The organism is Pseudomonas syringae group sp. 247E2 (genome assembly GCF_032587795.1).
Classification (GTDB): Bacteria; Pseudomonadota; Gammaproteobacteria; order Pseudomonadales; family Pseudomonadaceae; genus Aquipseudomonas; species Aquipseudomonas amygdali.
Genome location: NZ_JAWHPK010000015.1, coordinates 308,684 through 335,241, shown reverse-complemented (window position 1 = coordinate 335,241; position 26,558 = coordinate 308,684). Strand labels below are relative to the sequence as shown.

Here is a 26,558-nt window from a genome sequence, read left to right as displayed (position 1 = left end):
ACAGGCGCGGTCAGGTCGAAATTAAAATTCAGGGTTGAGCGCAAGTCGAGCCTGCGACGTTCAACGATACTGGAGAAAGACGTTCTCACGTCCGAACTGGTCACGCAGAGCTTGAATCAAGCTGTCAGCGGGATCAATGCGCCATGCTTCTCCCAATTGCAGCAATGCACGGGCGTCCTGCCCCGTGTAGTCCACCGTGATCGGGCAGGCACCGCGATGGCGCTTGCACAGATCACCCAGCCAGCGCAGCCGGTCGCCCTTGAGTGCTTCGGCGCGTACCGTCACTCGCAGGCTCTCGGCCAGATTGGTGCGCGCATCTTCGATACTCATGACCCGCTTGGCGCGCAACCGCAGCCCCCCGGAGAAGTCATCATTACTGACTTCGCCTTCGACCACCACCATAGCATCGGTCTGCAACAGTGATTGAGCCGAATGAAACGCTTCGGCAAACAGCGACGCCTCAATGCGTGCAGAGCGGTCGTCCAGGGTAATGAATCCCATCTTGTCGCCCTTCTTGTTCTTCATCACGCGCAAGGCAATGATCAGGCCGGCCACCGTCTGGGTGTCTCTGGCGGGCTTTAGATCGATGATCCGCTGACGAGCGAAGCGACGAATCTCGCCTTCATACTCATCGATCGGGTGCCCGGTCAGGTATAGCCCCAGGGTTTCCTTTTCACCGCGCAGACGGTCTTTGAGGCTCAGCTCGCGAGTCTTGCGATGATTGGCGTAAACATCGGCATCCGCTTCAACGAACAGGCCGCCAAACAGGTCTGCGTGACCACTGTCGTGGCTGCGCGCGGTCTGCTCTGCCGCCTGAATCGCTTCTTCCAGCGCGGCAAGCAGCACCGAGCGGTTACGATCAATGTTGGCCTGATAGGCCTTGGGTTCCAGTTCGAAGTACGGCCCGAGACGATCCAGCGCACCGCTGCGAATCAGACCGTCCAAGGTTCGCTTGTTGACCCGCTTGAGATCGACGCGGGCGCAGAAATCGAACAGGTCCTTGAACGGCCCGTTCTGACGCGCATCGGTAATCGCTTCGACGGGGCCCTCGCCCACCCCTTTGATGGCGCCAAGCCCGTAAAGAATGCGGCCATCGTCGCTTACCGTGAACTTGAACTCCGAGGTGTTCACATCCGGCGCGTCGAGGCGCAGCTTCATCGTGCGCACTTCTTCGATCAAGGTCACGACCTTGTCGGTGTTGTGCATATCCGCCGACAACACGGCAGCCATGAACGGCGCCGGGTAGTGGGTCTTCAGCCAGGCGGTCTGGTACGACACAAGTCCGTAGGCAGCCGAGTGGGATTTGTTGAAGCCGTAACCGGCGAATTTTTCCACCAGGTCGAAGATGTTACCGGCAAGGTCCGGGTCGATGTTATTGGTCTTGCAACCCTCGATGAAACCACCGCGCTGCTTGGCCATTTCCTCGGGCTTTTTCTTGCCCATTGCGCGACGCAGCATGTCCGCACCGCCGAGGGTGTAACCGGCCATGACCTGGGCGATCTGCATCACCTGTTCCTGATACAGAATGATGCCATAGGTCGGTGCCAGTACCGGCTTCAGGCCTTCGTACTGATAATCGACGTGCGGGTAGGACAGCTCGGCGCGACCGTGTTTGCGGTTGATGAAGTCGTCCACCATGCCCGATTGCAGCGGGCCGGGACGGAACAGTGCTACCAGTGCGATAAGGTCTTCCAGGCAGTCGGGCTTGAGCTTTTTGATCAGCTCTTTCATGCCGCGCGACTCGAGCTGGAACACCGCAGTGGTTTCGGCACGCTGCAACAACTGATAGGTCGGCATGTCATCGAGCGGGATGAACGCGATGTCCAGCGGCTCTTCGTTGACCTTGGCGCGGTCGCGATTGATGGTCTTGAGCGCCCAGTCGATGATGGTCAGGGTGCGCAGACCGAGGAAGTCGAACTTCACCAGCCCCGCCGCCTCGACATCGTCCTTGTCGAACTGGGTTACCAGGCCGTCACCGGCCTCGTCGCAATAGATCGGCGAAAAGTCGGTCAGCTTGGTCGGGGCAATAACCACACCACCGGCGTGCTTACCGACGTTACGCACAATGCCTTCAAGCTTGAGCGCCATCTCCCAGATTTCTGCAGCCTCCTCATCCACCTTGAGGAAATCGCGAAGAATTTCTTCCTGCTCGTATGCCTTTTCGAGGGTCATGCCGACTTCGAACGGGATCATCTTCGACAGGCGATCCGCCAGCCCGTAAGACTTGCCCTGCACCCGCGCCACGTCACGCACCACTGCCTTGGCGGCCATGGAACCGAAGGTGATGATCTGGCTGACCGCGTTGCGACCGTATTTCTCGGCCACGTATTCGATCACCCGATCACGGCCGTCCATGCAGAAGTCGACATCGAAGTCGGGCATGGAAACCCGCTCCGGGTTCAGGAAGCGTTCGAACAGCAGGTCGTATTCCAGCGGGTCGAGGTCGGTGATCTTCTGCACATAGGCAACCAGCGATCCGGCACCCGAACCACGACCCGGCCCCACCGGTACGCCGTTGCTCTTGGCCCACTGGATGAAGTCCATCACGATCAGGAAGTAACCAGGGAAGCCCATCTGGATGATGATATCCAGCTCGAAATTCAGCCGGTCGACATACACCTGACGCTTGGCTTCGTAATCTTCAGTGGTGTCCTTGGGCAACAGGACGGCAAGACGCTCTTCGAGACCATCGAACGAGACCTTGCGGAAATACTCATCGATGGTCATGCCATCAGGAATCGGGAAGTTGGGCAGGAAGTGCGTGCCCAGCTTGACGTCGATGTTGCAGCGCTTGGCGATCTCGACGGTGTTTTCCAGCGCCTCGGGCAGGTCGCTGAACAGCTCGGCCATTTCTTCCGGGCTTTTCAGGTATTGCTGATCGCTGTAGTTATGCGAACGACGCGGATCGTCCAGCGCACGGCCTTCGCCAATACACACGCGGGTCTCGTGGGCTTCGAAATCAGTCTGCTTGATGAAACGCACATCATTGGTCGCAACCAGCGGCGCGCCATGGCGTTCGGCCAAGGCAACAGCGGCATGCAAATGCTCTTCGTCATTGTTGCGATTGGTGCGCTGTACTTCGATATAGAAACGCTCGGGAAATACCGCCATCCATTCGCGCAGCAGTTCGTCCGCCTCGCCGGGGTTGCCGCCGAGCAACGCCATGCCGATCTCGCCTTCCTTTGCAGCGGAAAGCGCAATTACGCCTTCACTGGCCTGCGCGACCCACTGGCGCTGGATGACGATCTGGCCGTTGCGCTGGCCTTCGATAAAACCACGGGAAATCAGTTCGGTCAGGTTCCGGTAGCCCTGGGCATTCATGGCCAACAGGCTGATGCGACTGAGCGCAGCGTCTTCATCCCTGCCCGCCAGCCACAAGTCGACACCACAGATCGGCTTGATACCCGAGCCTTGCGCGGCCTTGTAGAACTTGACCAGCGAACACATGTTGTTCTGGTCGGTCACCGCCACGGCAGGCATGTTCATGCCGGTCAGCGCCTTGATCAACGGTTTGACCCGGACCAGACCGTCAACCAGCGAGTATTCGGTGTGCAGGCGTAGATGAACGAAAGAAGCCGGCATGGTGATCCTATAAAACGCGAAAATACAAAAAAACGAAGGGCAGGATTGTAACGGGCCCGGGATGAAACGTCAGTCCTGCAATAAACCGACTGGTAGCGGGATCGACCCGCCGATCATTATGGATGCTCGCGCCTCATGGGCTGCACGCACAGGTGCAAAGGAGCGTCGGTGAATGGGCGTAGGTCCGAGCCGGGCCAATGCCTCCAGGTGCACCGGCGTAGGATAACCCTTGTGCCCACCGATGCCATAACCCGGATAGATGAGCTCGAACGCTGCCATTTCCCGATCCCGGCTGACCTTGGCGAGAATCGATGCGGCCGCGATGGCAGGCACCCTGGAGTCGCCCTTTACAACCGGCGCAGAAGGCACTGACAACTGCGGGCAACGGTTACCGTCGATGAGCGCCAGCTTCGGCGTGATACTCAGCCCCTCGACGGCACGTTTCATGGCCAGCATCGTGGCGTGCAAAATATTCAATTGGTCGATTTCTTCAACTTCAGCCCGGGCAATGAACCAGCACAGGGCCTTCTCCTGAATTTCGACGTAGAGTTTTTCGCGCCGGGCTTCAGTCAGCTTCTTTGAGTCGTTGAGCCCGAGAATAGGTCGGGCAGGGTCGAGAATGACTGCCGCCGTTACAACCGCGCCGCACAGCGGGCCACGGCCTACTTCATCAACACCTGCTACCAGATCCTCGACGAGTGTGAAATCCAGACCTGTTTGCATGATGGGCGACCTCACTGTGAAGACGACTGGCCGAGCAGGCTCAACACCGCGTCGGCGGCCTGATTGGACGCATCTCGGCGCAGAATACGGTGAATGGCATCAAAGCCTGCGGTTTGCGCCTGACCGTCGTCGATCAGCGGCAGCAGCGTCCGCGCCAACGCTTCGGGGGTGGCGTCATCCTGCAGCAGTTCTGGCACCAGCAGGCGCTGGGCGAGCAGGTTAGGCAGCGATACGTAAGGGCTTTTGACCATCCGCTTGAGTATCCAGAAGGTCAGCGGTGCCAGACGGTAAGCCACCACCATAGGTCGCTTGTAAAGCAGGGCTTCCAGGGTCGCGGTGCCGGAGGCGATCAGTACCGCATCGCATGCTGCCAGCGCCACATGCGACTGCCCGTCGAGCAGCGTGACTGGCAGATTGCGGCCTTGTAACAGCTGCTCTACCTGAGCCCGTCGCTGAGGACTGGCGCAGGGCAGTACGAAGCGCAAGCCAGGACGCTGGGCGAGAAGAAGCTCGGCAGCATCGAAAAACAAACCGCCCAGACGCCCTACTTCGCCACCCCGGCTGCCCGGCATCAGCGCAACAACGGGCACTTCCTGAGCAAGGCCAAGCCGTGCGCGGGCTGCGGCCCGATCTGACTCCAGAGGGATGGTGTCTGCCAGCGGGTGACCGACAAAGCGTACCGGTACGCCCTTCTCTTCATAGAAACGGGCTTCGAATGGCAACAATGTCAGCATCAGATCACAGCCTTCACGAATCTTCAGCACACGCTTCTGACGCCAGGCCCAGACTGACGGGCTGACATAGTGCACGGTCTTGATGCCCGCGCGGCGTAGCTGAAGTTCGATATTGAGTGTGAAGTCGGGGGCATCGATACCGATGAAGACGTCCGGCTTTTCATTGATGAGGGTCTGTACCAGCAGCTTGCGCCGGGCCAGCAGCTCACGCAGCCTGCCAAGCACCTCGACCAGCCCCATCACCGACAGGCGCTCCATCGGGAAGTAGGACTGCATGCCCTCAGCCTCCATCAGCGGGCCACCCACGCCAATGAAACGGATATCGGGATGGCGCACCTTGAGGGCACGCATCAGGCCGGACCCGAGGATATCGCCGGATGCTTCACCAGCGACCAGAGCGATACATAATGGCGTGGTCATGATTAGCGAATGATACCGCGGGTCGACGTCTGGATAGACTGAAGGAATACGGCCACTTCAGGGAACTGCGCCGCCGGCTCGGCAAGGTCGGCCGCCGCCTGAGCGATGGTCAGCCCCTGACGATAGACTGTCTTGTAGGCTCTGCGCAGCGCATGAATGGCTTCTTCGGAAAAACCACGACGGCGCATGCCCTCGAAATTCATGCTGCGCGCTTCGGCCGGGTTGCCAAACACCGTCACGAACGCCGGAACGTCCTTGCCGATGGCCGTACCCATGCCGGAAAAGCTGTGAGCACCGATATGGCAGAACTGATGCACAAGAGTAAAACCGGACAGGATGGCCCAGTCATCGACATGAACGTGGCCTGCCAGCGCGGTGTTGTTGACCAGTATCACGTGGTTACCGATCACACTGTCATGGCCGATGTGTGCATAAGCCATGATCAGGTTGTGATCGCCCAGCGTGGTTTCGGCACGGTCCTGAACAGTCCCGCGGTGGATGGTCACACCTTCACGGATCACGTTGTGATCACCGATGACAAGACGGGTTTCCTCGCCCTTGTATTTCAGATCAGGCGTGTCTTCGCCCACCGATGAGAACTGGTAGATGCGATTGTGCTTGCCGATCCTGGTGGGTCCCTTAAGGACAACATGAGGACCGACGACTGTACCCTCGCCAATTTCCACACCGGCTCCGATGATCGACCAGGGGCCAACCTCAACGTTGTCGGCCAGAATGGCCGTCGGATCGATGATTGCGCGAGGGTCAATCAAACTCATAGCTTACGTTCCGCACAGATGATTTCGGCAGAGCATACCGCCTTGCCATCAACTGTAGCCTTGCATTCGAACTTCCAGATCTGACGCTTGCTGCTCAGGAACTTCGCTTCAAGAACCAGCTGGTCGCCCGGCAGAACCGGTTGACGGAAACGCAGTTTGTCAGAACCCACGAAATAATAGAGCGTACCGTCTGACGGCTTGGAGTCGAGCATCTTGAACGCAAGAATACCGGCAGCCTGCGCCATAGCTTCGATGATCAGCACACCCGGCATGATGGGATGCTCGGGGAAGTGGCCGTTGAAAAAAGGCTCGTTGACGCTGACATTCTTGTAGGCGCGAATGTTCTTGTTCTCGATATCCAGCTCGGTCACGCGGTCCACCAGCAGGAACGGGTAACGATGAGGCAGGTATTCGCGAATTTCTTTGATGTCCATCATTTCGAGGGGAAGCCTGTAGTAAAGATTAGGGGTGCGTCGCGACTGCGCAGCACCCCTCTACATCAAGGAGGCAGTTTATCGACTGTGCACGCTTGATATTAAAAAGGTATCAGCCATCAGATGAGCGATTATCGGCGCAGGTCACCGTCTCTACAGCCTTTTCAAGCTTTTGCAGACGTCGCGCCATATCATCGATCTTGCGCAGACGAGCTGCACTCTTGCGCCACTCGGCAGCGGGCTGCATTGCCGTACCCGAGGAGTAGGAACCCGGCTCGGTAATGGAATGCGTGACCATGGTCATACCCGTGATGTAAACACCATCGCAAATATCGATATGCCCCACCAGACCAACACCGCCAGCCAGCATGCAATGCTTGCCGATCTTGGTACTTCCAGAGATACCGACACACGCAGCCATCGCCGTGTGGTCGCCTACCTGTACGTTGTGGGCAATCTGAATCTGGTTATCCAGTTTCACGCCGTTGCCAATTCGCGTATCAGCCAGCGCACCACGATCGATTGCCGTATTGACGCCAACCTCGACGTCATCACCCAGGGTGACGCCACCGATCTGTGCAACCTTGTGGTAGATACCTTTATCCTTGGCAAAGCCAAAGCCTTCGCCACCCAGCACGGCACCCGACTGGATGACCACGCGCTTGCCAATGCGCACATCGTGATAAAGCGTTACCCGCGGGGCCAGCCAGCCGTCTTCACCAATCTCGCAGCGAGCGCCGATGAAGCAGTGAGCACCGATGGCGACACCGGCTGCAATGCGCACACCGCTCTCGATCACAGCAAAAGCGCCAATGCTGGCAGCAGGATCAATCAGTGCATCCTCGGCAATCACGGCCGTCGGATGAACGCCTGCACTACTTCTAGGCTTGGGATCGAAAAAATGCGAAATGCGCGCGTAAGCCAGATAAGTATCAGGAACCACCAGCGCATTACCGTTGTAACCGTCGGCGTCTGCAGGCTTGAGCAGCACCGCAGTGGCTTGGGTATCGACCAGCAATTTACGATACTTGGGATTTGCCAGGAAACTGACTTGACCAGGGCCTGCCTCTTGCAAAGTGGCCAGCCCGGTGATTTCGATATCCTTGTCGCCACGTAGCGTAGCGCCAAGGAACTCGGCCAATTGGCCGAGCTTGATGGTTATGCTCATGGTTACTTCAGCTGGTTCATGCGCTCGATGACCTGGCGAGTAACGTCGTATTGAGGCTTGACGTCAATCACTGCACCGCGCTCGAAGACCAGGTCGAAACCACCTTTCTTGATGACTTCTTCAACAGCCTGATCCAGCTTTGGCTTCAACTGCTTGAGCATTTCGCGGTCAGCAACGGCCTTGGCTTCGTTCAGTTCCTTGGACTGGAACTGGAAGTCACGAGCCTTTTGCTTGAATTCAAGCTCCAGACGCTCGCGCTCAGGCTGAGCCATCTTGTCGCCACCGCTGACCAGACGGTCCTGAATACCCTTGGCGCTGCTTTCCAGGCTTTTCAGCTTGGTCAGTTGCGGACCGAATTTTTTCTCGGCATCAACAGCGTATTTCTTGGCAGCATCAGATTCCAGCAAGGCCATCTGATAGTTCAGTACCGCAATTTTCATGTCGGCAAATGCAGGGCTTGCGACCAGAACGGTTGCCAGCAGTACCAATTGAGTCAACTTACGCACAATACAACTCCTACAAAATTCGTTGCGTTATCAAAGATCAGACGCTTAGAAAGTCTGACCCAGGGAGAATTGGAAGACCTGAGTTTCTGCTTCGTCGTCCGGCTTCTTGATCGGCATCGCCAAGGCGAAGCTCAGAGGGCCGAGCGCAGTGATCCAGGTGACACCGATACCCACAGAGCTGGCCATGCCGGAAAGGTCGATGTTGTTGCATTCGACGTTTTTGCCACTGGCTGTCTTCCTGCTGGAATCGCAGTTTGTATCAAATACGTTGCCGACATCCCAGAACACGGAGGTGCGCAGGGAACGCTGGTCCTTGACGAATGGCAGCGGGAACATGACTTCTACGCCACCCTGCACCAAGGCATTACCACCGAACGGCAGTGGATCCTGGTCCGGATCGGCCAACGTACCGGGTTTGGAACCGTTACTAGGCGTGCTGCGCGGACCAAGCGTGCTGTCCTTGAAGCCACGGACCGAGTTGAAACCACCGGCATAGTAGTTCTCGTAGAACGGCAGACCCGAGGTCGAACCGTAGCCGTCGCCATAACCTAGCTCTGTGTGCAGACGCAGAGTGTAGTTATCGGTGATCGGGTGGAAGTACTGCGCACGGTAATCCAGCTTGAAGAACGACAGGTCGCTGCCCGGTAAGGTAGATTCGAACACCAGGCTTTGCGAGTGACCACGGGTCGCCAGTACGCCTTTGTTCAGAGTCGATTCAGACCAGCCGACCGAGCCCTTGAAGTTCAGGTACTTGTCGCCTTCTTTTTCAACAAAGTCGAAGATCTCGTCAACGGTGTACTTGCCGGTCTTGATCTCATCCTGCTGCACGGTCAGGCCGTAGGTCAGGCGCGAGGTTTCGCTGATCGGGTAGCCAAGGTTGATACCGGCACCCAGGCTGTCTACCGCGTAGCTTGCAACATCAACGTCGAGGTCATCGTAGTTGGTGGTGCGGTAGAACGCGCTGTAACCCAGGCTGACACCATCCGGCGTGTAGTACGGATCGACGTAGCTGAAGTTGTAACGGCTCTGGTATTCGCTGCGGGTCAGACCGATGCTGACCTTGTTACCAGTACCCAGGAAGTTGTTCTGGCTGATCGAACCACCGAGGATCAGACCGGCGCTTTGCGCGAAGCCGACGCTGGCGGTGATCGAACCGGACGCCTGCTCTTCAACGGCGTAGTTCACATCGACCTGATCGTCGGTGCCTGGAACAGGTGGAGTCTCGACGTTGACTTCCTTGAAGAAGCCCAGACGGTCCAGACGGGTTTTCGACTGGTCGATCAGGTAGGTCGAAGCCCAGCCGCCTTCCATCTGACGCATTTCGCGACGCAGCACTTCGTCTTCCGACTTGGTGTTACCGCGGTAGTTGATGCGGTTGACGTAGGCACGCTTGCCAGGATCGACCACAAAGGTGATGTCGACCGTGTGGTCTTCGTTGTTCGGGGTCGGCACGCCGTTGACGTTGGCGAAGGTGTAGCCTTCGTTACCCAGACGACGGGTGATCAATTCGGACGTGGTAGTCATGACCTTACGCGAGAACACCTGACCCGGCTGTACCAGCAGCAGAGACTTGACCTGGTCCTCAGGAACCTTCAGGTCACCGCTGAGTTTGACCGACTTGACGCTGTATTTTTCGCCTTCGTTGATGTTGACCGTGATGTACACGTTCTTCTTGTCCGGCGTGATCGAGACCTGGGTCGAGGCGATATCCATGTTGATATAGCCGCGATCGAGGTAGTACGAACGCAGACGCTCAAGGTCACCCGACAGCTTTTCACGGGCGTACTTGTCATCATTCTTGAAGAACGACAGCCAGTTGCTGGTCTTGAGCTCGAACAGGTCGGTCAGGTCCTCGTCGGAGAAGACCGTGTTGCCCACCACGTTGATATGCTGAATGGAGGCAACGGTGCCTTCATTGATGTTGATTTTCAGGCCTACGCGGTTGCGCGGCTGTGGAACGACCTCGGCGTCAACCTCGGCAGAGTAACGGCCTTGGGCAACGTATTGGCGTTGCAGCTCGTTACGCACACCTTCAAGGGTTGCACGCTGGAAAATTTCACCCTCGGCCAGACCGGACTGTTTCAGCCCCTTCATCAGGTCTTCGGTGGAGATGGCCTTGTTGCCTTCGATTTCGATACTTGCAACCGAAGGACGCTCGACGACGTTGATGACGAGTACGTTGCCATCGCGACCCAGCTGGATATCTTGAAAAAAACCGGTTTTGAACAGCGAACGGGTAGCATCGACCAAACGACCATCGTCCGCCTGCTCGCCTACGTTCAGCGGCAACGCACCAAAAACACTGCCGGCGGATACCCGCTGGAGGCCATTGACACGAATATCGGAGATGGTGAAGGACTCGGCGTGAACTTCAGCGATCATCAGTGCGGAAAGAACCGCAGTTAGCAGCAGACGTTTCATGAAGTCCTTTCTTATTCCAACTGGCAATAAACAAACTGCCGCAAAATGCGGCAGATTCGCAACTCGGCAAAGCGTTACAGTCGGCCCAGATCGTTGACCAGCGCGAGCAACATTACGCCCACTACCAGACTGATACCGATCTGTGCCCCCCAACCTTGAACCTTTTCCGAAAGGGGACGACCACGCGCCCACTCAATCAGATAAAACAGCAAATGCCCCCCGTCCAGGACGGGAATGGGCAGCAAATTCAGAACACCCAGGCTAATACTCAGATAAGCGAGGAAGTTCAGAAAATCTCCGATGCCCGACTGGGCCGAAGCGCCCGCCACTTTAGCAATGGTTATCGGTCCACTCAAGTTTTTTACCGAGAGCTCGCCGAACAACATTTTCTTCAGTGAGTCCAGGGTCAGCACGCTCATGTTCCACGTGCGCTTTATCCCCTCGCCCATCGCGGCGAAAGGACCGTAGCTGACCTCGCGCAGCATTTCCGGTGGCCAATCGACAGCTTTAACGCCAGCCCCCAGATAACCTGCGGCCGCCTTGCCTTCGCCTTTCGCGGCGAGGGTTACAGGGACGTCCATTTGTACACCGTCACGCTCGATGCGCAGCGATACTTTTGCTTCAGGGCGCTCGCGTACCCGGGCAACAACCTGCTGCCACTCATTGAGCGGCTGACCGTCCATCGAAATCAGGCGATCTCCGGTTTTAAGCCCGGCACTCTGCGCCGGACCTTTCGGGTCGATCTCTGCCAGCACCGGCAACAAGGCCGGGCGCCACGGACGAATACCCAGCGACTTGATCGGATCAGGCTCTTCAGCCCCCCGGAGCCAGTCATTGAGCACCAGCTCACGAGACGTGTCGACCGTCGAACCCTGATCCCTGAGCTTCAAAGCGATGGTGCCGCTTTCACCCAGACGGCGGACCAGTTGCAGATTGACCCCCGCCCAGCCCGACGTCGGCTCGCCATCGACTGCGACGATTTCCTGCCCGGCAGTCAGACCCGCCTGCTGAGCGATGCTTCCGGACTCCACGGCACCGATAACCGGACGAACCTGCTCGCTGCCCATCATCGCCAACACCCAGAAAAACGCGATGGCCAACAGGAAATTGGCTGTCGGGCCTGCGATCACGATTGCGATACGCTGCCCGACGGTCTTGCGGTTGAACGACTGATCGGCAAGCTCGGGCGGGACATTGCCTTCGCGCTCGTCGAGCATTTTGACATAGCCACCCAGCGGAATTGCAGCGACCACGTACTCGGTACCCTGACGATCACTCCAACGCAGAAGAGGCGTGCCGAAGCCCACCGAAAAACGCAGCACCTTGACGCCACAACGCCTGGCCACCCAGAAGTGGCCGAATTCGTGGAAGGTCACCAGCACGCCCAAAGCAATCAGGGTGCCGAGAATCATGTATAAAGCGCTCATCAGCCTTCTCCGGGTACCGACTGGTCGGCCAGCGTGTTAATCATCGCAGACTTCAAAGCCTGCCGTTGACGCACCACATCGACCCTTTCATTCAAATCCTGACGGGTCATCAGATCGCTATCGCGCGTTTCTTTCAAGCCATTGGCCCGCGAGCAAACGCGCCTTTGCATCCGCGGCAAACACCGCGTCGAGCCCTTCGACCGCAGTCACAGGCTCATGATTCAGAACCTCCTCGATAATACCGGCGATTTCCAGGTAACGGATACGCCCATCGAGGAATGCAGCGACAGCCACTTCATTGGCTGCGTTAAGCATGGCAGGCGCACTGCCTCCAGCCTCTGCCGCATGACGCGCTAGCCGCAGGCAGGGGAAACGCTCCTCGTCCGGCTTTTGAAAATCAAGCTGGCCGATACGGAACAGATCCAGAGGCGCAACGCCAGAGTCTACACGTGCAGGCCAGGCCAATGCATTGGCGATGGGCGTGCGCATGTCGGGATTGCCCAATTGAGCCAGTACAGAGCCATCAACATAATCGACCAGCGAGTGGATCACGCTCTGTGGATGGATGACCACCTCGACCTGATCCGGACGTGCATCGAACAACCAGCAGGCTTCGATCAGCTCGAGCCCCTTGTTCATCATGGTCGCCGAATCAACGGAAATCTTGCGCCCCATCGACCAGACAGGATGCGCGCAGGCCTGTTCGGGCGTTACATTCTGCAACTGTTCGAGCGGGGTTTCGCGGAAAGGCCCGCCCGAGGCCGTCAACATGATCCGCCTGACACCCACAGCACCAAGCCCGCGAGCAAAATCGCCAGGCAGGCACTGGAAAATCGCATTGTGCTCACTGTCGATGGGCAGCAGCACTGCGCCGCTCTGCCGAACAGCCTGCATAAACAGGTCGCCGGACATGACCAGCGCTTCCTTGTTGGCCAGCAAGACCTTCTTGCCCGCCTCGACCGCAGCCAGTGTTGGGCGCAGACCGGCAGCGCCGACAATGGCGGCCATGACAGCGTCCACGCGCGGGTGCGCAGCCACTTCACACAGACCGCCCTCGCCCACCAGAACCCGGGTGTCGAGCCCGGCCGCAGCAAGGTCGTCCTGCAATTTACGGGCGACGAACTGATCGGGAACCACGGCGTATTGCGGGGTATGCCGGACGCACAGGGCCAGCAACTCATCGAGACGACTGAAGCCCGTAAGCGCGAACACCTGATAAAGCGAAGGATGACGTGCGACGACATCCAGAGTGCTCAGACCAATAGAGCCTGTGGCACCCAGAATGGTGATGTGTTGCGGCCCACTCACATGACACCCCAGTCGGCGGCCCAGAGCAGAACGGCAAATACCGGAATGGCCGCAGTAAGGCTGTCGATACGGTCCAGCACACCGCCGTGCCCAGGCAGCAGGTTGCTGCTGTCCTTGACCCCTGACTGGCGCTTGAACATGCTTTCAGTCAGGTCGCCAATTACGGAGATGAACACAATCACAGCAGCGCCAAGAAGCCCGGCGATGAACTGAGCAACCGTCCAGTCACGAGAAACGCCCACAGCAGCCGTGATGCCCAGACTGACCGCAAGACCGCCGTATACGCCTTCCCAGCTCTTGCCCGGACTTACCTTGGGGGCCAGTTTGCGCTTGCCGAACGCCTTGCCGGAGAAATAGGCGCCAATGTCGGCAGCCCAGACCAGCACCATCACTGACAGAATCAGCCAGTTACCCAGCGGCCACTGCTTGATCAGCACCAACCCCTGCCAGGCAGGCAGCAAAATCAAAAGACCGATCACCAGCTTGCAGGCCGCGCTTGCCCAGTGGCTACTGGAGTCCGGATAGGTAAGAACCAGAAAGGTCGCCACGCCCCACCAGATGACTGCAGCGACGAGCACCCAGGGCTCCAACCCTGGCAGCAGGTACATGAGGAATAACAGAATTGCGACCACAGCCGCATAACCGATGCGCATCGACTGCGCAGCAAAACCTGCGAGCCGCGCCCATTCCCAGGCACCCAGCACGACAACAACCCCGATGAACAGGGCGAAATACATGCCGGTCAGCAGGAAAAAACCACACAAGGCGATCGGCAACAGAATGAGTGCCGTGATGATCCGTTGTTTCAGCATTAAGCCCGGGCTCCAGCTTCTACCTGTTCGCTGGTTTTACCGAAGCGACGTTGGCGAGAAGCGAAATCTGCCAGCGCGGCGCGCATGGCATCGTGTTTGAAGTCCGGCCAGAACAGGTCGGAGAAGTACAGCTCGGCATAGGCCAGCTGCCAAAGCAGGAAGTTACTGATACGGTGCTCGCCACCGGTGCGGATGCACAGGTCCGGCAACGGCAGATCGCCTGTTGCCAGACAGGTCTGCAGCAGCTCGGGGGTTATATCCTCCGGTTGCAGATGCCCGGCCTGAACCTCGCGCGCCAGCCGCTGGGCAGCCTGTGCGATGTCCCATTGCCCACCGTAGTTGGCAGCGATCTGCAGCACGAAACGGCTATTGCCGGACGTACGCACTTCCGCCTCGCGCATTGCAGCCTGCAGCTCGGGATGAAAGCGCGAGCGGTCGCCAATGATCCGCAGGCTGATGTCGTTCTCGTTCAGGCGCTTGGTTTCACGGCGTAGCGCCGTGAAGAAAAGCTCCATCAGCGCACCAACCTCTTCGGCCGGGCGCTGCCAGTTTTCACTGGAGAACGCGAACAGTGTCAGCACCTCGACCTTGGCTTCGGCACACACCTCGATAACGGCCCGCACAGCGTCGACGCCCGCCTTATGGCCAGCAACGCCTGGCAGCAGGCGCTTCTTGGCCCAGCGATTATTACCGTCCATGATAATCGCGACATGGCGCGGTACCGAAGACGGCACGGCCGGTTTTGTCTTTTCCATGAAAGCGTCCGAAACCTTAAACAGCCATCAGATCAGCTTCTTTCTGCTTGACCGCAACTTCGATTTCAGCAACGAATTTGTCAGTCAGCTTTTGCACGTCGTCCGCCGCGCGACGCTCTTCGTCTTCGCTGATTTCCTTCTCCTTGACCAGATCTTTCAACTGGCTCAGAGCGTCACGACGAATGTTGCGTACAGCAACACGAGCGTCTTCAGCGGCGTCGCGTGCCTGCTTGGTGAAGCCCTTGCGGGTTTCCTCGGTCAGAGCAGGCATGGAGATCAGCAGCAGCTCACCCAGGTTGGTCGGGTTAAAGCCCAGACCGGAGCTCTGGATAGCCTTGTCGACAGCAGCAAGCATATTACGCTCGAACGCCACGACCTGAAGAGTGCGCGAGTCCTTGACGGTCACGTTGGCAACCTGACTCAGCGGCGTATCGGCACCATAATAAGGGACCATGACACCACCCAGAATGCTCGGGTGCGCCTTGCCGGTGCGGATTCGGGTGAACGCGTGGGTCAGCGACTCCAGACTCTTCTGCATGCGGGTCTGAGCGTCTTTCTTGATTTCGTTGATCATTGTTGGGCTTCCTCGATCAGGGTCCCTTCAGCGCCACCATGGACGATATTCAGAAGGGCACCCGGCTTGTTCATGTTGAAGACGCGCAATGGCATCTTGTGATCGCGACACAGGCAGATTGCGGTCAGATCCATCACGCCCAACTTGCGATCCAGCACTTCATCGTAAGTCAGATGATCGAACTTCTCGGCATTCGGGTCCTTGAACGGATCTGCGGTATACACGCCATCCACCTTGGTGGCCTTGAGCACTACATCGGCGTCGATCTCGATCGCGCGCAGGCAGGCAGCCGAATCGGTCGTAAAGAACGGATTACCCGTACCCGCAGCAAAAATCACCACTTCCTTGGCGCTGAGATGGCGCATGGCCTTGCGGCGATCATAATGATCGGTCACACCCAGCATGGAAATTGCCGACATCACGATGGCCGTGATATTAGCGCGCTCCAGCGCATCGCGCATTGCCAGGGCGTTCATCACAGTGGCCAGCATGCCCATGTGGTCGCCTGTTACCCGATCCATACCCGCAGCACTCAAGGCTGCGCCACGGAAAAGGTTACCGCCGCCGATCACCAGACCGACCTGAACACCGATACCGACCAGCTGGCCGACTTCCAGCGCCATACGGTCCAGCACCTTGGGGTCAATGCCGAACTCTTCCGAGCCCATGAGGGCCTCACCGCTGAGCTTGAGTAGAATGCGTTTATAGCGAGCCTGATAACCACTGCCCTGCTGAGCCATTGCGAATCTCTCCTGCGGCGTTTTCTGAAAAAAATCTGTGCCGGCTATTTCAAGCCTGCGCTTACTTTAGCTTGACGCTCTGCGAGCGTCGGGAGAATGCAGCCTTGTGAGCACAATCTCCAAGGAAAATTTCCTTTTCTCTTTCGACAAAGAGGCCGCACGCGTGAGCGGGCAGCCTCTTTGGGGCGACAGTTGAAAAACCGTCTTACTGCTTGGCAGCAGCCAGCTGTGCAGCCACTTCGTCAGCGAAGTTATCAACTGGCTTCTCGATGCCGTCGCCTACTTTGAAGTAGGTGAAGGAAACGATTTCAGCGCCGGCTTTCTTGGCCAGATCACCGACCTTGACTTCCGGGTTCTTGACGAAGGCTTGCTCGACCAGGCTGGCTTCTGCCAGGAACTTGGTGATACGACCGCCAACCATTTTCTCAACGATGTCAGCCGGCTTGCCTTTGATCTTGTCTTCGTTCAGTTGCAGGAAGACGTTTTTCTCGCGCTCGATCGCTTCAGCAGACACTTCCGAAGGGAACAGGAACTCGGGGTTGCTTGCGGCTACGTGCATGGCGATATCTTTGGCCAGCTCGACGTCGCCACCCTTGAGGGTAACAACTACGCCGATCTTGTTGCCGTGCAGGTAAGTACCTACAACATCACCTTCGATACGCTTCAGGCGACGGATGTTGACGTTTTCGCCAACCTTGCCGACCAGTACCAGACGTGCAGCTTCCTGAGCTTCGATCAACGGAGCGGCATCAGTCATCTTCTCAGCGAAGGCTTTTTCGACGCTTGCAGCAACGAAAGCCTTGAAGTCGTCTTGCAGGGCCAGGAAGTCGGTCTGCGAGTTGACTTCGATGATGACAGCGGCTTTACCGTCGTCCTTGATGGCGATAGCGCCTTCAGCAGCAACGTTGCCTGCTTTCTTGGCGGCCTTGATCGCGCCGGAAGCACGCATATCGTCGATTGCTTTTTCGATGTCGCCGCCAGCCTTGGTCAAGGCCTTTTTGCAGTCCATCATGCCTTCGCCGGTACGCTCGCGCAGTTCTTTGACCAACGCTGCAGTAATCTCTGCCATTTCAAAATCCTCTTGGATAGGTCTTCAACCATTCCACCCGGCTCGCCGGGCGTGCAATTCTTGAAAAATCAGGGTGGCAGCAACACATGACAGCAAGGTCATGGCTACAGACCGACAAATCATTTCCTAGGTGGCAAAAAGGGGGCTAAGCCCCCTTTTCGCGTACTGAGTAAACGCCAGGCGTTTGTACTCAGCCTTCTACAGCAGCTGCAGCTGGAGCTTCTTCGACGAATACGTCGGTGCCGCCAGCAACATTGTTACGACCACGGATAACAGCGTCAGCCATCGAACCCATGTACAGCTGGATGGCGCGAATGGCGTCATCGTTGCCCGGGATGATGTAGTCAACGCCTTCCGGGCTGCTGTTGGTATCGACAACGCCGATAACCGGGATGCCCAGCTTGTTGGCTTCGGTGATCGCGATGCGCTCGTGATCAACGTCGATAACGAACAGTGCGTCTGGCAGACCGCCCATGTCCTTGATACCACCCAGGCTGCGATCCAGTTTTTCCAGATCACGGGTGCGCATCAGGGCTTCTTTCTTGGTCAGCTTGGCGAAAGTACCGTCTTCGGACTGTACTTCCAGCTCGCGCAGACGTTTGATCGACTGACGGATGGTCTTGAAGTTGGTCAGCATGCCACCCAACCAGCGATGGTCGACGTACGGCGAACCGCAACGTGCTGCTTCTTCAGCAACGATTTTGCCAGCGGAACGCTTGGTGCCGACGAACAGAATCTTGTTTTTGCCCGAAGCCAGGCGCTCAACGAAAGTCAGAGCTTCGTTGAACATAGGCAGGGTTTTTTCAAGGTTGATGATGTGAATCTTGTTACGCGCGCCGAAAATGTACTTACCCATTTTCGGGTTCCAGTAACGGGTTTGGTGACCGAAGTGCACACCGGCCTTCAGCATATCGCGCATATTGACTTGGGACATGATAGTTCCTTGATAAGTCGGGTTAGGCCTCCACGTATCCCAATGACCAACCAATGGCATCTGCCAAGGGCACCCAGGTCATCGTGTCGACACGTGTGTGGGTTTGTGCTTCAAGGACGGACCTTGGAAAGCGGCGCATTTTATATCACAAAAGGGAAGAGAACGGAACTCCCATCAAGTTCTTGTTTTGCGGTGCTTTTAAAGCCGCATCCGCTGCCTATAGAAGGAAGCGATGATTACCCGGCACCGGCGGTCTGATAGAATTGCGCCTTTGCGCACCAACCGCGTGCCAGCCACGCCGAGAGATTCTGTATGACCATCACCCTCAAAACCCCGGAAGACATCGAAAAGATGCGCATCGCCGGTCGCCTGGCCGCCGATGTTCTGGAAATGATAGCGCCTCACGTAAAGCCCGGTGTAACCACGGAAGAGCTGGACCGCCTCTGCCACGATTACATCGTCAACGAGCAACAGGCGATCCCTGCCCCGCTGAACTACAAAGGCTTCCCCAAGTCGATCTGCACCTCGATCAATCAGGTAGTCTGCCACGGCATCCCGAGTGACAAGAAGCTGAAGAACGGCGACTCGCTCAACATTGACGTTACCGTCATAAAGGACGGGTACCACGGGGACACCAGCAGGATGTTCCATGTCGGCACCGTTCCGGTATGGGCCGAGCGTCTGTCGAAAGTAACTCAAGAGTGTCTGTATAAGGCTATCGAAATCGTCAAACCCGGCACTCGCCTGGGCGACATCGGCGCCGTTATTCAGAAACACGCTGAAAAGAATGGTTTCTCTGTGGTTCGGGAGTTCTGTGGTCACGGCATCGGCAAGGTGTTTCATGAAGAGCCGCAGGTCATGCACTTCGGCGAGGCTGGAACCGGTATCGAACTGCAGGAAGGCATGACCTTCACCATTGAGCCGATGATCAACCAGGGACGCCCTGAAACCAAGATCCTTGGCGATGGCTGGACGGCGATCACCAAGGACCGCAAGCTCTCGGCGCAATGGGAGCACACGCTGCTGGTAACCGCTGACGGTTACGAAATCTTCACTTTACGCAGCGACGACACTATTGCACAAAAAGCCCCCTGACCGGAGGCTGCACGACTGAACACCCGACCCGACATGAGGAATACTGCTCCATGCCGCAAGTAGATCCAGACTTGTTCGATCGTGGCCAGTTCCAGGCCGAACTGGCCTTGAAAGCCAGCCCCATCGCTGCGTTCAAGAAGGCTATCCGCAGGGCGAAAGACGTCCTTGATGATCGCTTCAGGTCAGGGCGCGACATTCGGCGACTGATAGAAGACCGGGCATGGTTTGTAGATAACATCCTGCAGAAGGCCTGGGATCAGTTCGAATGGAGCGAAGATGCCGATATCGCCCTGCTTGCAGTGGGCGGCTACGGGCGCGGCGAGCTGCATCCGTACTCGGACATTGACCTGCTGATCCTGCTGGACAGTGATGACCACGAAATTTTTCGCGAACCTATCGAGCGGTTTCTGACGCTGCTCTGGGACATCGGTCTGGAGGTCGGGCAAAGCGTGCGCTCTGTCAATGAATGTGCACAGGAAGGCCTGGCCGACCTGACTGTCATCACCAACCTGATGGAAAGCCGCACCATCGCAGGTCCCGAGCATCTGCGCCAACGCATGCTGGAAGTCACCAGTACGCAGCATATGTGGCCGAGCAAGGAGTTCTTTCTTGCCAAGCACGCCGAACAGAAAAAGCGTCATCACAAGTACAACGATACCGAATACAACCTGGAACCCAACGTCAAGGGCTCGCCCGGCGGCCTGCGCGACATTCAGACCATTCTGTGGGTTGCGCGACGCCAGTACGGCACGTTGAATCTGCATGCACTGGCAGGCGAAGGCTTCCTGCTGGGCAGTGAAAACGCCCTGCTGGCCTCCTCCCAGGAGTTTCTCTGGAAAGTGCGCTATGCGCTGCACATGCTGGCCGGACGATCAGAAGATCGGCTTCTGTTCGATTATCAGGTCCGCATCGCAGGCTTGCTGGGCTATGAAGACAGTGACGCCAAGCTCGCCATCGAGCGCTTCATGCAGAAGTATTACCGCGTGGTCATGAGCATCGCCGAACTCAGCGATCTGATCATCCAGCATTTCGAAGAAGTGATTCTTTCCGACGACAGCGGCACAGCGCAGCCGATCAATTCGCGCTTCCAGCTGCACGACGGCTATATAGAAGCCACCAACCCGAACGTTTTCAAGCGCACCCCGTTTGCCATGATCGAGATTTTCGTGCTCATGGCCCAGCATCCCGAGATAAAGGGCGTGCGCGCCGACACCATTCGTTTGCTGCGTGAACACCGGCACCTGATCAACGATGATTTCCGTAACGATATCCGTAACACCAGCCTGTTCATAGAGCTGTTCAAGTGCGAGACAGGCATTCATCGCAACCTGCGCCGGATGAACCGCTATGGCATTCTCGGGCTGTATCTGCCGGAATTCGGCCACATCGTCGGGCAGATGCAGCATGACCTGTTCCACATCTATACCGTCGATGCGCACACGCTGAATCTGATCAAGCACCTGCGCAAGCTGCAATACACAGAAGTGTCCGAAAAATTTCCGCTGGCAAGCAAAATAATGGCTCGACTGCCAAAGCCGGAGCTGATCTACCTGGCCGGGCTGTACCACGACATTGGCAAGGGCCGTGGCGGCGATCACTCGGAGCTGGGCGCAATAGATGCACAGGCGTTCGGTACGCGCCATCATCTGCCTGACTGGGACACCCGTCTTATTGTCTGGCTGGTGAGCAACCATCTGGTCATGTCGACCACCGCACAGCGCAAGGACCTTTCAGATCCCCAGGTCATCCACGATTTCGCCCAGTTCGTCGGCGACGAAGTGCACCTGGACTATCTGTATGTGCTGACCGTTGCCGACATCAACGCAACCAACCCGACCCTCTGGAATTCGTGGCGCGCCAGCCTGCTGCGCCAGTTGTACACCGAAACCAAACGCGCCTTGCGCCGCGGCCTGGAAAACCCGGTTGATCGCGAGGAGCAGATTCGTCGCACCCAGACTGCAGCGCTGGACATCCTGGTACGCAACGGCACCGACCCTGACGATGTCGAGCAACTCTGGTCAGCGCTGGGAGACGATTATTTCCTGCGTCACACCGCTGGCGATGTTGCCTGGCACAGCGATGCCATCCTGCAGCAGCCAGCCGACGGCGGCCCGCTGGTGCTGATCAAGGAAACCACTCAGCGGGAATTTGAGGGCGGCACGCAAATATTCATTTACGCCCCTGACCAGCATGATTTCTTCGCTGTGACCGTGGCGGCGATGGACCAGTTGAACCTGAACATTCATGACGCGCGCATTATCACGTCCAGCAGCAAATTCACACTCGACACCTATATCGTCCTCGATAACGAAGGCGGTTCGATCGGCGACAACCCGGAACGCGTTCAGGAAATCCGCAACGGCCTGACCGAAGCGCTGCGCAACCCGGATGATTACCCGACGATCATCAAGCGCCGCGTGCCTCGTCAGCTCAAGCACTTTGCGTTCGCACCGCAAGTCACCATTCACAACGACGCCCAGCGCCCTGTGACGGTACTTGAACTGCTGGCACCTGACCGCCCCGGCCTGCTGGCGCGCATTGGCAAGATATTCCTGGAGTTCGATCTGTCATTGCAGAATGCCAAGATTGCGACCCTGGGCGAACGCGTGGAAGACGTGTTCTTCATCACCGACGCGAACAATCATCCGCTGTCCGACCCACAGCTGTGCAGCCAGCTGCAGGACGCAATCGTCAAGCAACTGAGCGTCAACTCAGAGCCCGGCCATGATTTGCGAATCAGCATATGAGCACTCGGCCAAACGAATCGACTCAACGCAGTCCATTGAGGAACACTCCCCATGAATAACGCCATGCAACTGCTTCAGCCTTACCCTTTTGAGAAGCTGCGCGCCTTGCTGGCCGGCGTAACGCCCAACCCGGAAAAGCGCCCTGTTGCATTGTCGATTGGTGAGCCGAAGCACCGCTCACCTGATTTCGTCGCCAAGACACTCGCAGACAACCTCGATCAGATGGCGGTTTACCCGACCACCCTGGGTATCCCGGCGCTGCGCGAAGCCATTGCCGGCTGGTGCAACCGTCGATTCGGCGTACCACAGGGCTGGATTGATCCGGCGCGCAATGTATTGCCGGTCAATGGCACACGCGAAGCGCTGTTCGCCTTCACCCAGACAGTAGTCAATCGTAGCGATGACGGCCTGGTGATCAGCCCGAACCCGTTTTATCAGATCTATGAAGGTGCCGCCTTTCTGGCCGGAGCCCAGCCTCACTACCTGCCATGCCTGAGCGACAACGGTTTCAATCCCGATTTCGACGCAGTCAGCGCGGACACCTGGAAGCGCTGCCAGATCCTGTTCCTGTGCTCGCCGGGTAACCCGACCGGAGCACTGATTCCTGTTGAAACCCTGAAAAAACTCATCGCCCTGGCCGACGAACATGACTTTGTCATTGCTGCGGACGAATGCTACAGCGAGCTGTACTTCGATGAGCAGGCTCCACCGCCTGGCTTGCTCAGCGCCTGTGTCGAGCTGGGTCGCCAGGATTTCAAGCGTTGCGTGGTGTTCCACAGCCTGTCCAAGCGCTCCAACCTGCCGGGCCTGCGTTCAGGTTTTGTGGCAGGTGATGCCGACATTCTCAAGGCCTTCCTGCTGTATCGCACGTATCACGGCTGCGCCATGCCGGTACAGACTCAGCTGGCGAGCATTGCTGCCTGGAATGACGAGGAGCACGTACGCGCGAACCGTGACTTGTACCGTGAAAAATTCGATGCTGTGCTCGACATCCTCGCGCCAGTGCTCGACGTCCAGCGCCCGGACGGGGGGTTTTACCTGTGGCCGAATGTAGGCACCGATGATGCTGCATTTTGCCGAGACCTGTTCATCGATCAGCATGTGACTGCAGTACCGGGTTCGTACCTTTCCCGCGAGGTGGATGGCGTCAACCCGGGTGCCGGCCGGGTTCGCCTGGCGCTCGTTGCACCTCTGGCCGAGTGCGTCGAAGCCGCCGAACGTATCCGCGCATTCCTGAGCAAATAAACAGCGAAACTTCAGGAAGACAGCCCCGCCGCCTTTGATGTGTGGCGGGGGTAATTAGTTACCACCTGCTACACCTTGCACAAACGTACCTTCAACCTTCATTTTCCAGCCTTCCTGAAAGGAAGCGAACTACGATGAAGGTCGATCACATGTCCGCCCCCACCACAAAGAGCCTGAAGCTGCCTGCATCCTGCGCCATGCGAAGCGCAACGAATCATCAGGCCTCGTACGAAACCGCCATTCGCGAAAACCCCGCCAACGCAGCAATCACTCCTGCCTACGAATCAGGAGCACGCCATGGCTGCGAAGAGTCAACGCACATAGCGCGTCTTCTGGTTTCGTTCAGCAAATACTGGGCACGTGGGCGGACCCTGAAAATGCTTTTTCAGAAAGACCCTCCTGCCATTCTGACAACCCCCGTTGTCGAAGCTGCAAAGAAATGGCTGCCTCACATAAATCTGAAATTCGAGTTTGTGACAGGCGGGGTCAGCGATATCCGAATCGGTTTCAACGAGCATCTGAACTGGAGCGCCATAGGGACTGATGCCCTGTTGGCCGAGCAGAATGAAGCCACCATGGAATTCAACGTCAAGGAGCTGTTCACGGCAGACCTGAAACCCATGCCGGACTTGACGCGCATCGTGCTCCATGAATTCGGGCACGCCTTGGGAGCAGTTCACGAGCACCAGCATCCTCAGGCAAACATCCCCTGGAACGAACCGCTTCTACGCCCTCTGCTTTTACAATCCGGATTGACTGACGAAGAAATCAATACCAATTTTTTCGACAAGTACGAAGCTGCTGATTTCTACCATTCGGCTTACGACCGTGATTCCGTCATGCATTACGACATTCCCAACGGCCTGACCCTTGGCGACTTTGAAATTATCAACACAGGCAAGACGCTCAGCCCTAACGACATCAAAGTGATGGGTTCCATATACGGGGACCGGAAAAACTCAAAGTTCGAGGCGAACTGACAAGGCATCGTAAAGAAAATACTGATCGTCAGGCAGTAATGCGTAAGCAGTGCCTGCAATGCACTGGCCGCTACCCTGCCGAATTAGCCAGCAACCGCATGAGACATCGCGCCACGTACTTCACCCCGTGTGGCGCGAGGGCTTTACAGCGCTACCGGTCACTGTCGTGTTCGCAGTTTTTCCGCAACCCACCCGACCGCCCAGCTTACCGGGTCATGGGACTGCATGGGCAGCAACGGTTTTCCTTCACGTGCGGCCAGCCTGCCTTGCGTCTCAGCCTCACCATGAATCCAGATCGTACTTTGCTTGAATCCCTCGGCACGTTGACGTTCCCTGTAATAACGTTGCCGGACAAGCGCTTCTTGACGCTTCTTCTCTTGTTCAGACATAACGCACCCAGCCTTTAAATGGAAAGCAATAATTGCCCGCCCGGGCTTGCCACTCAAGCGTGGAAGGGTGAAGTTTTCTTAATGGCAGTTAGGGTTATTATCTAGTTTTTGTTCAGTCTTTGTACCAGCGCTGTCACAACACGATGCGGTCTGACGTGGCATAATATCCGGCTAAATTGCGAGGAGAGAAAGTGGGGAGTATCGAGCAAGATCAGCCACCCCACCCCAAAACGATGACTTACACTCTATTTGGCATCAAAGCCTGCGACACCATGAAGAAGGCCCGCACCTGGCTCGACGATAATTCCGTGAGCTACGATTTTCATGACTACAAGACACAGGGCATCGACCGGGAACACCTCGCGCAGTGGTGCAATGAACACGGCTGGCAGGTCGTGCTGAACCGCGCAGGCACCACCTTTCGCAAGCTCGATGACGGACAAAAGGCCGATCTCGATCAGGCGAAAGCCATAGAACTGATGCTCGCGCAGCCGTCCATGATCAAGCGTCCGGTGCTTGATCTGGGCAATAAAACCCTGATCGGCTTCAAGCCCGACCTGTATGCAGCGGCTTTACAGTAAGCCAGAGCGCTACTGAAAGCCCCTTGATAAAGCCAAGAGGTATTTACATGTCCACTACCCTGTTCAGCCTGGCCTTCGGCGTCGGCACTCAAAATCGTCAAGGCTCATGGCTCGAAGTATTTTACGCTCAGCCGCTGATCAATCCTTCCGTAGAACTGGTCGCGGCCATCGCGCCTGTTCTTGGTTACACCAACGGCAATCAGGCAATCACCTTCAATGTAGACCTGGCATACAAGCTGGCCGAGGCGGTCAAATCCGTGGACGCGACCCAGGCCGCGCTGCTGACTCGTCTGGCGGAAAGTCAGAAGCCGCTGGTTGCCACCCTGCTGGCTGAAGACGCAACCCTGACGTCGACTCCAGAGGCCTACCTCAAGCTGCACCTGCTGTCGCATCGCCTGGTCAAGCCACACGGCCTGAACCTGGCAGGTATCTTCCCGTTGCTGCCAAACGTAGCCTGGACCAGCCAGGGCGCGGTCGACCTCGCCGAACTGGCCGAACGTCAGCTTGAAGCACGCCTTAAAGGCGAACTGCTGGAAGTGTTCTCGGTCGACAAATTCCCGAAAATGACTGACTACGTCGTCCCGAGTGGCGTTCGTATCGCTGACAGTGCTCGCGTACGTCTGGGCGCTTACATCGGCGAAGGCACCACCGTCATGCACGAAGGCTTCGTCAACTTCAATGGCGGCACCGAAGGCCCGGGCATGATCGAAGGCCGCGTTTCTGCAGGCGTATTCGTCGGCAAGGGCTCGGATCTGGGTGGCGGCTGCTCGACCATGGGTACGCTGTCGGGTGGCGGCAACATCATCATCAAGGTTGGCGAAGGCTGCCTGATCGGTGCCAACGCCGGCATCGGTATCCCGCTGGGCGATCGCAATACCGTGGAATCGGGTCTGTATGTGACCGCCGGCACCAAGGTCGCGCTGCTCGATGAAAACAACGAACTGGTCAAGATCGTCAAAGCACGCGAGCTGGCAGGCCAGAACGACCTGTTGTTCCGTCGCAACTCGCAGACCGGCGCAGTGGAATGCAAAACCCACAAATCGGCCATCGAGCTGAACGAAGCACTGCACGCTCATAACTGATGCTGTGTGCGGGTTCAAGGCTGCGGCCTTGAACCCGCCTCCACACGCTGGAC

The 26,558-nt window shown here is 57.4% G+C and carries 23 protein-coding genes; 6 read left to right on the top strand and 17 right to left on the bottom strand.

The window, feature by feature from the left end:
• Positions 1 to 60: 60 nt before the first annotated feature.
• From dnaE to rpsB, 16 genes are all read right to left on the bottom strand, one after another.
• On the bottom strand, positions 61 to 3,582 hold the full coding sequence (dnaE, locus tag RYC18_RS16695; RefSeq protein WP_004666023.1) for a DNA polymerase III subunit alpha: 3,522 nt from the start codon (positions 3,580 to 3,582) through the stop codon (positions 61 to 63).
• A gap of 69 nt (positions 3,583 to 3,651) precedes the next feature.
• On the bottom strand, positions 3,652 to 4,305 hold the full coding sequence (rnhB, locus tag RYC18_RS16690; protein WP_002554716.1) for a ribonuclease HII: 654 nt from the start codon (positions 4,303 to 4,305) through the stop codon (positions 3,652 to 3,654).
• An 11-nt stretch (positions 4,306 to 4,316) separates the two neighbouring features.
• Positions 4,317 to 5,459 carry a lipid-A-disaccharide synthase gene (gene lpxB, locus RYC18_RS16685; RefSeq protein ID WP_219171096.1) on the bottom strand — a complete coding sequence of 381 codons (1,143 nt, stop codon included), beginning with the start codon at positions 5,457 to 5,459 and terminating at the stop codon, positions 4,317 to 4,319.
• A 2-nt stretch (positions 5,460 to 5,461) separates the two neighbouring features.
• On the bottom strand, positions 5,462 to 6,238 hold the full coding sequence (gene lpxA, locus RYC18_RS16680; RefSeq protein WP_002554718.1) for an acyl-ACP--UDP-N-acetylglucosamine O-acyltransferase: 777 nt from the start codon (positions 6,236 to 6,238) through the stop codon (positions 5,462 to 5,464).
• Positions 6,235 to 6,675: a 3-hydroxyacyl-ACP dehydratase FabZ gene (gene fabZ, locus RYC18_RS16675; RefSeq protein ID WP_002554719.1), complete on the bottom strand. Its 441-nt coding sequence runs from the start codon at positions 6,673 to 6,675 to the stop codon at positions 6,235 to 6,237. The genes lpxA and fabZ overlap by 4 nt, the downstream gene beginning before the upstream one ends.
• Positions 6,676 to 6,784: 109 nt before the next feature.
• Complete coding sequence (gene lpxD / locus RYC18_RS16670) at positions 6,785 to 7,840, bottom strand: UDP-3-O-(3-hydroxymyristoyl)glucosamine N-acyltransferase (protein WP_005778425.1); 1,056 nt, start codon at positions 7,838 to 7,840, stop codon at positions 6,785 to 6,787.
• 2 nt (positions 7,841 to 7,842) lie between these two features.
• Positions 7,843 to 8,346 carry an OmpH family outer membrane protein gene (locus tag RYC18_RS16665; RefSeq protein WP_002554721.1) on the bottom strand — a complete coding sequence of 168 codons (504 nt, stop codon included), beginning with the start codon at positions 8,344 to 8,346 and terminating at the stop codon, positions 7,843 to 7,845.
• A 45-nt stretch (positions 8,347 to 8,391) separates the two neighbouring features.
• On the bottom strand, positions 8,392 to 10,767 hold the full coding sequence (gene bamA / locus RYC18_RS16660; protein WP_002554722.1) for an outer membrane protein assembly factor BamA: 2,376 nt from the start codon (positions 10,765 to 10,767) through the stop codon (positions 8,392 to 8,394).
• A 74-nt stretch (positions 10,768 to 10,841) separates the two neighbouring features.
• The gene (gene rseP / locus RYC18_RS16655; protein WP_316886505.1) at positions 10,842 to 12,194 is read right to left on the bottom strand and encodes a sigma E protease regulator RseP; all 1,353 of its coding nucleotides are present in this window, start codon (positions 12,192 to 12,194) and stop codon (positions 10,842 to 10,844) included.
• A gap of 117 nt (positions 12,195 to 12,311) precedes the next feature.
• Positions 12,312 to 13,502 (bottom strand): 1-deoxy-D-xylulose-5-phosphate reductoisomerase, encoded by a 1,191-nt coding sequence (gene ispC, locus RYC18_RS16650; RefSeq protein ID WP_004666026.1) that lies wholly within the window; start codon positions 13,500 to 13,502, stop codon positions 12,312 to 12,314.
• Positions 13,499 to 14,314, bottom strand: coding sequence for a phosphatidate cytidylyltransferase (locus RYC18_RS16645; protein WP_004657951.1), 816 nt, complete (start codon positions 14,312 to 14,314; stop codon positions 13,499 to 13,501). The genes ispC and RYC18_RS16645 overlap by 4 nt, the downstream gene beginning before the upstream one ends.
• A complete protein-coding gene (uppS, locus tag RYC18_RS16640; RefSeq protein WP_057405442.1) occupies positions 14,314 to 15,069 on the bottom strand; it encodes a polyprenyl diphosphate synthase in 756 nt (251 codons plus the stop codon). The genes RYC18_RS16645 and uppS overlap by 1 nt, the downstream gene beginning before the upstream one ends.
• Before the next feature lie 16 nt (positions 15,070 to 15,085).
• A complete protein-coding gene (frr, locus tag RYC18_RS16635; RefSeq protein ID WP_004657953.1) occupies positions 15,086 to 15,643 on the bottom strand; it encodes a ribosome recycling factor in 558 nt (185 codons plus the stop codon).
• Positions 15,640 to 16,383 carry a UMP kinase gene (pyrH, locus tag RYC18_RS16630; RefSeq protein WP_002554728.1) on the bottom strand — a complete coding sequence of 248 codons (744 nt, stop codon included), beginning with the start codon at positions 16,381 to 16,383 and terminating at the stop codon, positions 15,640 to 15,642. The genes frr and pyrH overlap by 4 nt, the downstream gene beginning before the upstream one ends.
• 205 nt (positions 16,384 to 16,588) lie before the next feature.
• The gene (tsf, locus tag RYC18_RS16625; protein ID WP_005743432.1) at positions 16,589 to 17,452 is read right to left on the bottom strand and encodes a translation elongation factor Ts; all 864 of its coding nucleotides are present in this window, start codon (positions 17,450 to 17,452) and stop codon (positions 16,589 to 16,591) included.
• Positions 17,453 to 17,642: 190 nt separating this feature from the next.
• Positions 17,643 to 18,386, bottom strand: a complete 744-nt coding sequence (rpsB, locus tag RYC18_RS16620; protein WP_002554730.1) for a 30S ribosomal protein S2 — start codon at positions 18,384 to 18,386, stop codon at positions 17,643 to 17,645.
• 312 nt (positions 18,387 to 18,698) lie between these two features.
• Here rpsB and map point away from each other — a divergent pair, with 312 nt between their 5' ends.
• From map to RYC18_RS16600, 4 genes are all read left to right on the top strand, one after another.
• A complete protein-coding gene (map, locus tag RYC18_RS16615) occupies positions 18,699 to 19,481 on the top strand; it encodes a type I methionyl aminopeptidase (RefSeq protein ID WP_002554731.1) in 783 nt (260 codons plus the stop codon).
• A 50-nt stretch (positions 19,482 to 19,531) separates the two neighbouring features.
• The gene (locus RYC18_RS16610; RefSeq protein ID WP_002554732.1) at positions 19,532 to 22,228 is read left to right on the top strand and encodes a [protein-PII] uridylyltransferase; all 2,697 of its coding nucleotides are present in this window, start codon (positions 19,532 to 19,534) and stop codon (positions 22,226 to 22,228) included.
• A 51-nt stretch (positions 22,229 to 22,279) separates the two neighbouring features.
• Positions 22,280 to 23,473: a succinyldiaminopimelate transaminase gene (dapC, locus tag RYC18_RS16605; RefSeq protein ID WP_004666029.1), complete on the top strand. Its 1,194-nt coding sequence runs from the start codon at positions 22,280 to 22,282 to the stop codon at positions 23,471 to 23,473.
• A gap of 134 nt (positions 23,474 to 23,607) precedes the next feature.
• Positions 23,608 to 24,453 (top strand): matrixin family metalloprotease, encoded by an 846-nt coding sequence (locus RYC18_RS16600; protein ID WP_005778413.1) that lies wholly within the window; start codon positions 23,608 to 23,610, stop codon positions 24,451 to 24,453.
• A gap of 158 nt (positions 24,454 to 24,611) precedes the next feature.
• Here the strand turns inward: RYC18_RS16600 and RYC18_RS16595 are convergent, their stop codons facing one another.
• Positions 24,612 to 24,842 (bottom strand): hypothetical protein, encoded by a 231-nt coding sequence (locus RYC18_RS16595; protein WP_004657963.1) that lies wholly within the window; start codon positions 24,840 to 24,842, stop codon positions 24,612 to 24,614.
• 233 nt (positions 24,843 to 25,075) lie between these two features.
• Between RYC18_RS16595 and RYC18_RS16590 the strand changes: the two genes are divergently transcribed.
• Positions 25,076 to 25,423: an ArsC family reductase gene (locus RYC18_RS16590; RefSeq protein ID WP_002554735.1), complete on the top strand. Its 348-nt coding sequence runs from the start codon at positions 25,076 to 25,078 to the stop codon at positions 25,421 to 25,423.
• 47 nt (positions 25,424 to 25,470) lie between these two features.
• On the top strand, positions 25,471 to 26,505 hold the full coding sequence (dapD, locus tag RYC18_RS16585; protein ID WP_002554736.1) for a 2,3,4,5-tetrahydropyridine-2,6-dicarboxylate N-succinyltransferase: 1,035 nt from the start codon (positions 25,471 to 25,473) through the stop codon (positions 26,503 to 26,505).
• Positions 26,506 to 26,558 lie beyond the last annotated feature (53 nt).

Coding starts and splice junctions, on each gene's coding strand:
- RYC18_RS16595 (WP_004657963.1), bottom strand. CDS start 24,842: ATGTCTGAACAAGAGAAGAAGCGTCAAGAAGCGCTTGTCCGGCAACGT.
- tsf (WP_005743432.1), bottom strand. CDS start 17,452: ATGGCAGAGATTACTGCAGCGTTGGTCAAAGAACTGCGCGAGCGTACC.
- rpsB (WP_002554730.1), bottom strand. CDS start 18,386: ATGTCCCAAGTCAATATGCGCGATATGCTGAAGGCCGGTGTGCACTTC.
- rseP (WP_316886505.1), bottom strand. CDS start 12,194: ATGAGCGCTTTATACATGATTCTCGGCACCCTGATTGCTTTGGGCGTG.
- lpxA (WP_002554718.1), bottom strand. CDS start 6,238: ATGAGTTTGATTGACCCTCGCGCAATCATCGATCCGACGGCCATTCTG.
- frr (WP_004657953.1), bottom strand. CDS start 15,643: ATGATCAACGAAATCAAGAAAGACGCTCAGACCCGCATGCAGAAGAGT.
- pyrH (WP_002554728.1), bottom strand. CDS start 16,383: ATGGCTCAGCAGGGCAGTGGTTATCAGGCTCGCTATAAACGCATTCTA.
- lpxB (WP_219171096.1), bottom strand. CDS start 5,459: ATGACCACGCCATTATGTATCGCTCTGGTCGCTGGTGAAGCATCCGGC.
- bamA (WP_002554722.1), bottom strand. CDS start 10,767: ATGAAACGTCTGCTGCTAACTGCGGTTCTTTCCGCACTGATGATCGCT.
- RYC18_RS16590 (WP_002554735.1), top strand. CDS start 25,076: ATGACTTACACTCTATTTGGCATCAAAGCCTGCGACACCATGAAGAAG.
- dnaE (WP_004666023.1), bottom strand. CDS start 3,582: ATGCCGGCTTCTTTCGTTCATCTACGCCTGCACACCGAATACTCGCTG.
- rnhB (WP_002554716.1), bottom strand. CDS start 4,305: ATGCAAACAGGTCTGGATTTCACACTCGTCGAGGATCTGGTAGCAGGT.
- RYC18_RS16600 (WP_005778413.1), top strand. CDS start 23,608: ATGAAGGTCGATCACATGTCCGCCCCCACCACAAAGAGCCTGAAGCTG.
- uppS (WP_057405442.1), bottom strand. CDS start 15,069: ATGGAAAAGACAAAACCGGCCGTGCCGTCTTCGGTACCGCGCCATGTC.
- map (WP_002554731.1), top strand. CDS start 18,699: ATGACCATCACCCTCAAAACCCCGGAAGACATCGAAAAGATGCGCATC.
- dapD (WP_002554736.1), top strand. CDS start 25,471: ATGTCCACTACCCTGTTCAGCCTGGCCTTCGGCGTCGGCACTCAAAAT.
- RYC18_RS16610 (WP_002554732.1), top strand. CDS start 19,532: ATGCCGCAAGTAGATCCAGACTTGTTCGATCGTGGCCAGTTCCAGGCC.
- RYC18_RS16645 (WP_004657951.1), bottom strand. CDS start 14,314: ATGCTGAAACAACGGATCATCACGGCACTCATTCTGTTGCCGATCGCC.
- dapC (WP_004666029.1), top strand. CDS start 22,280: ATGAATAACGCCATGCAACTGCTTCAGCCTTACCCTTTTGAGAAGCTG.
- lpxD (WP_005778425.1), bottom strand. CDS start 7,840: ATGAGCATAACCATCAAGCTCGGCCAATTGGCCGAGTTCCTTGGCGCT.
- fabZ (WP_002554719.1), bottom strand. CDS start 6,675: ATGATGGACATCAAAGAAATTCGCGAATACCTGCCTCATCGTTACCCG.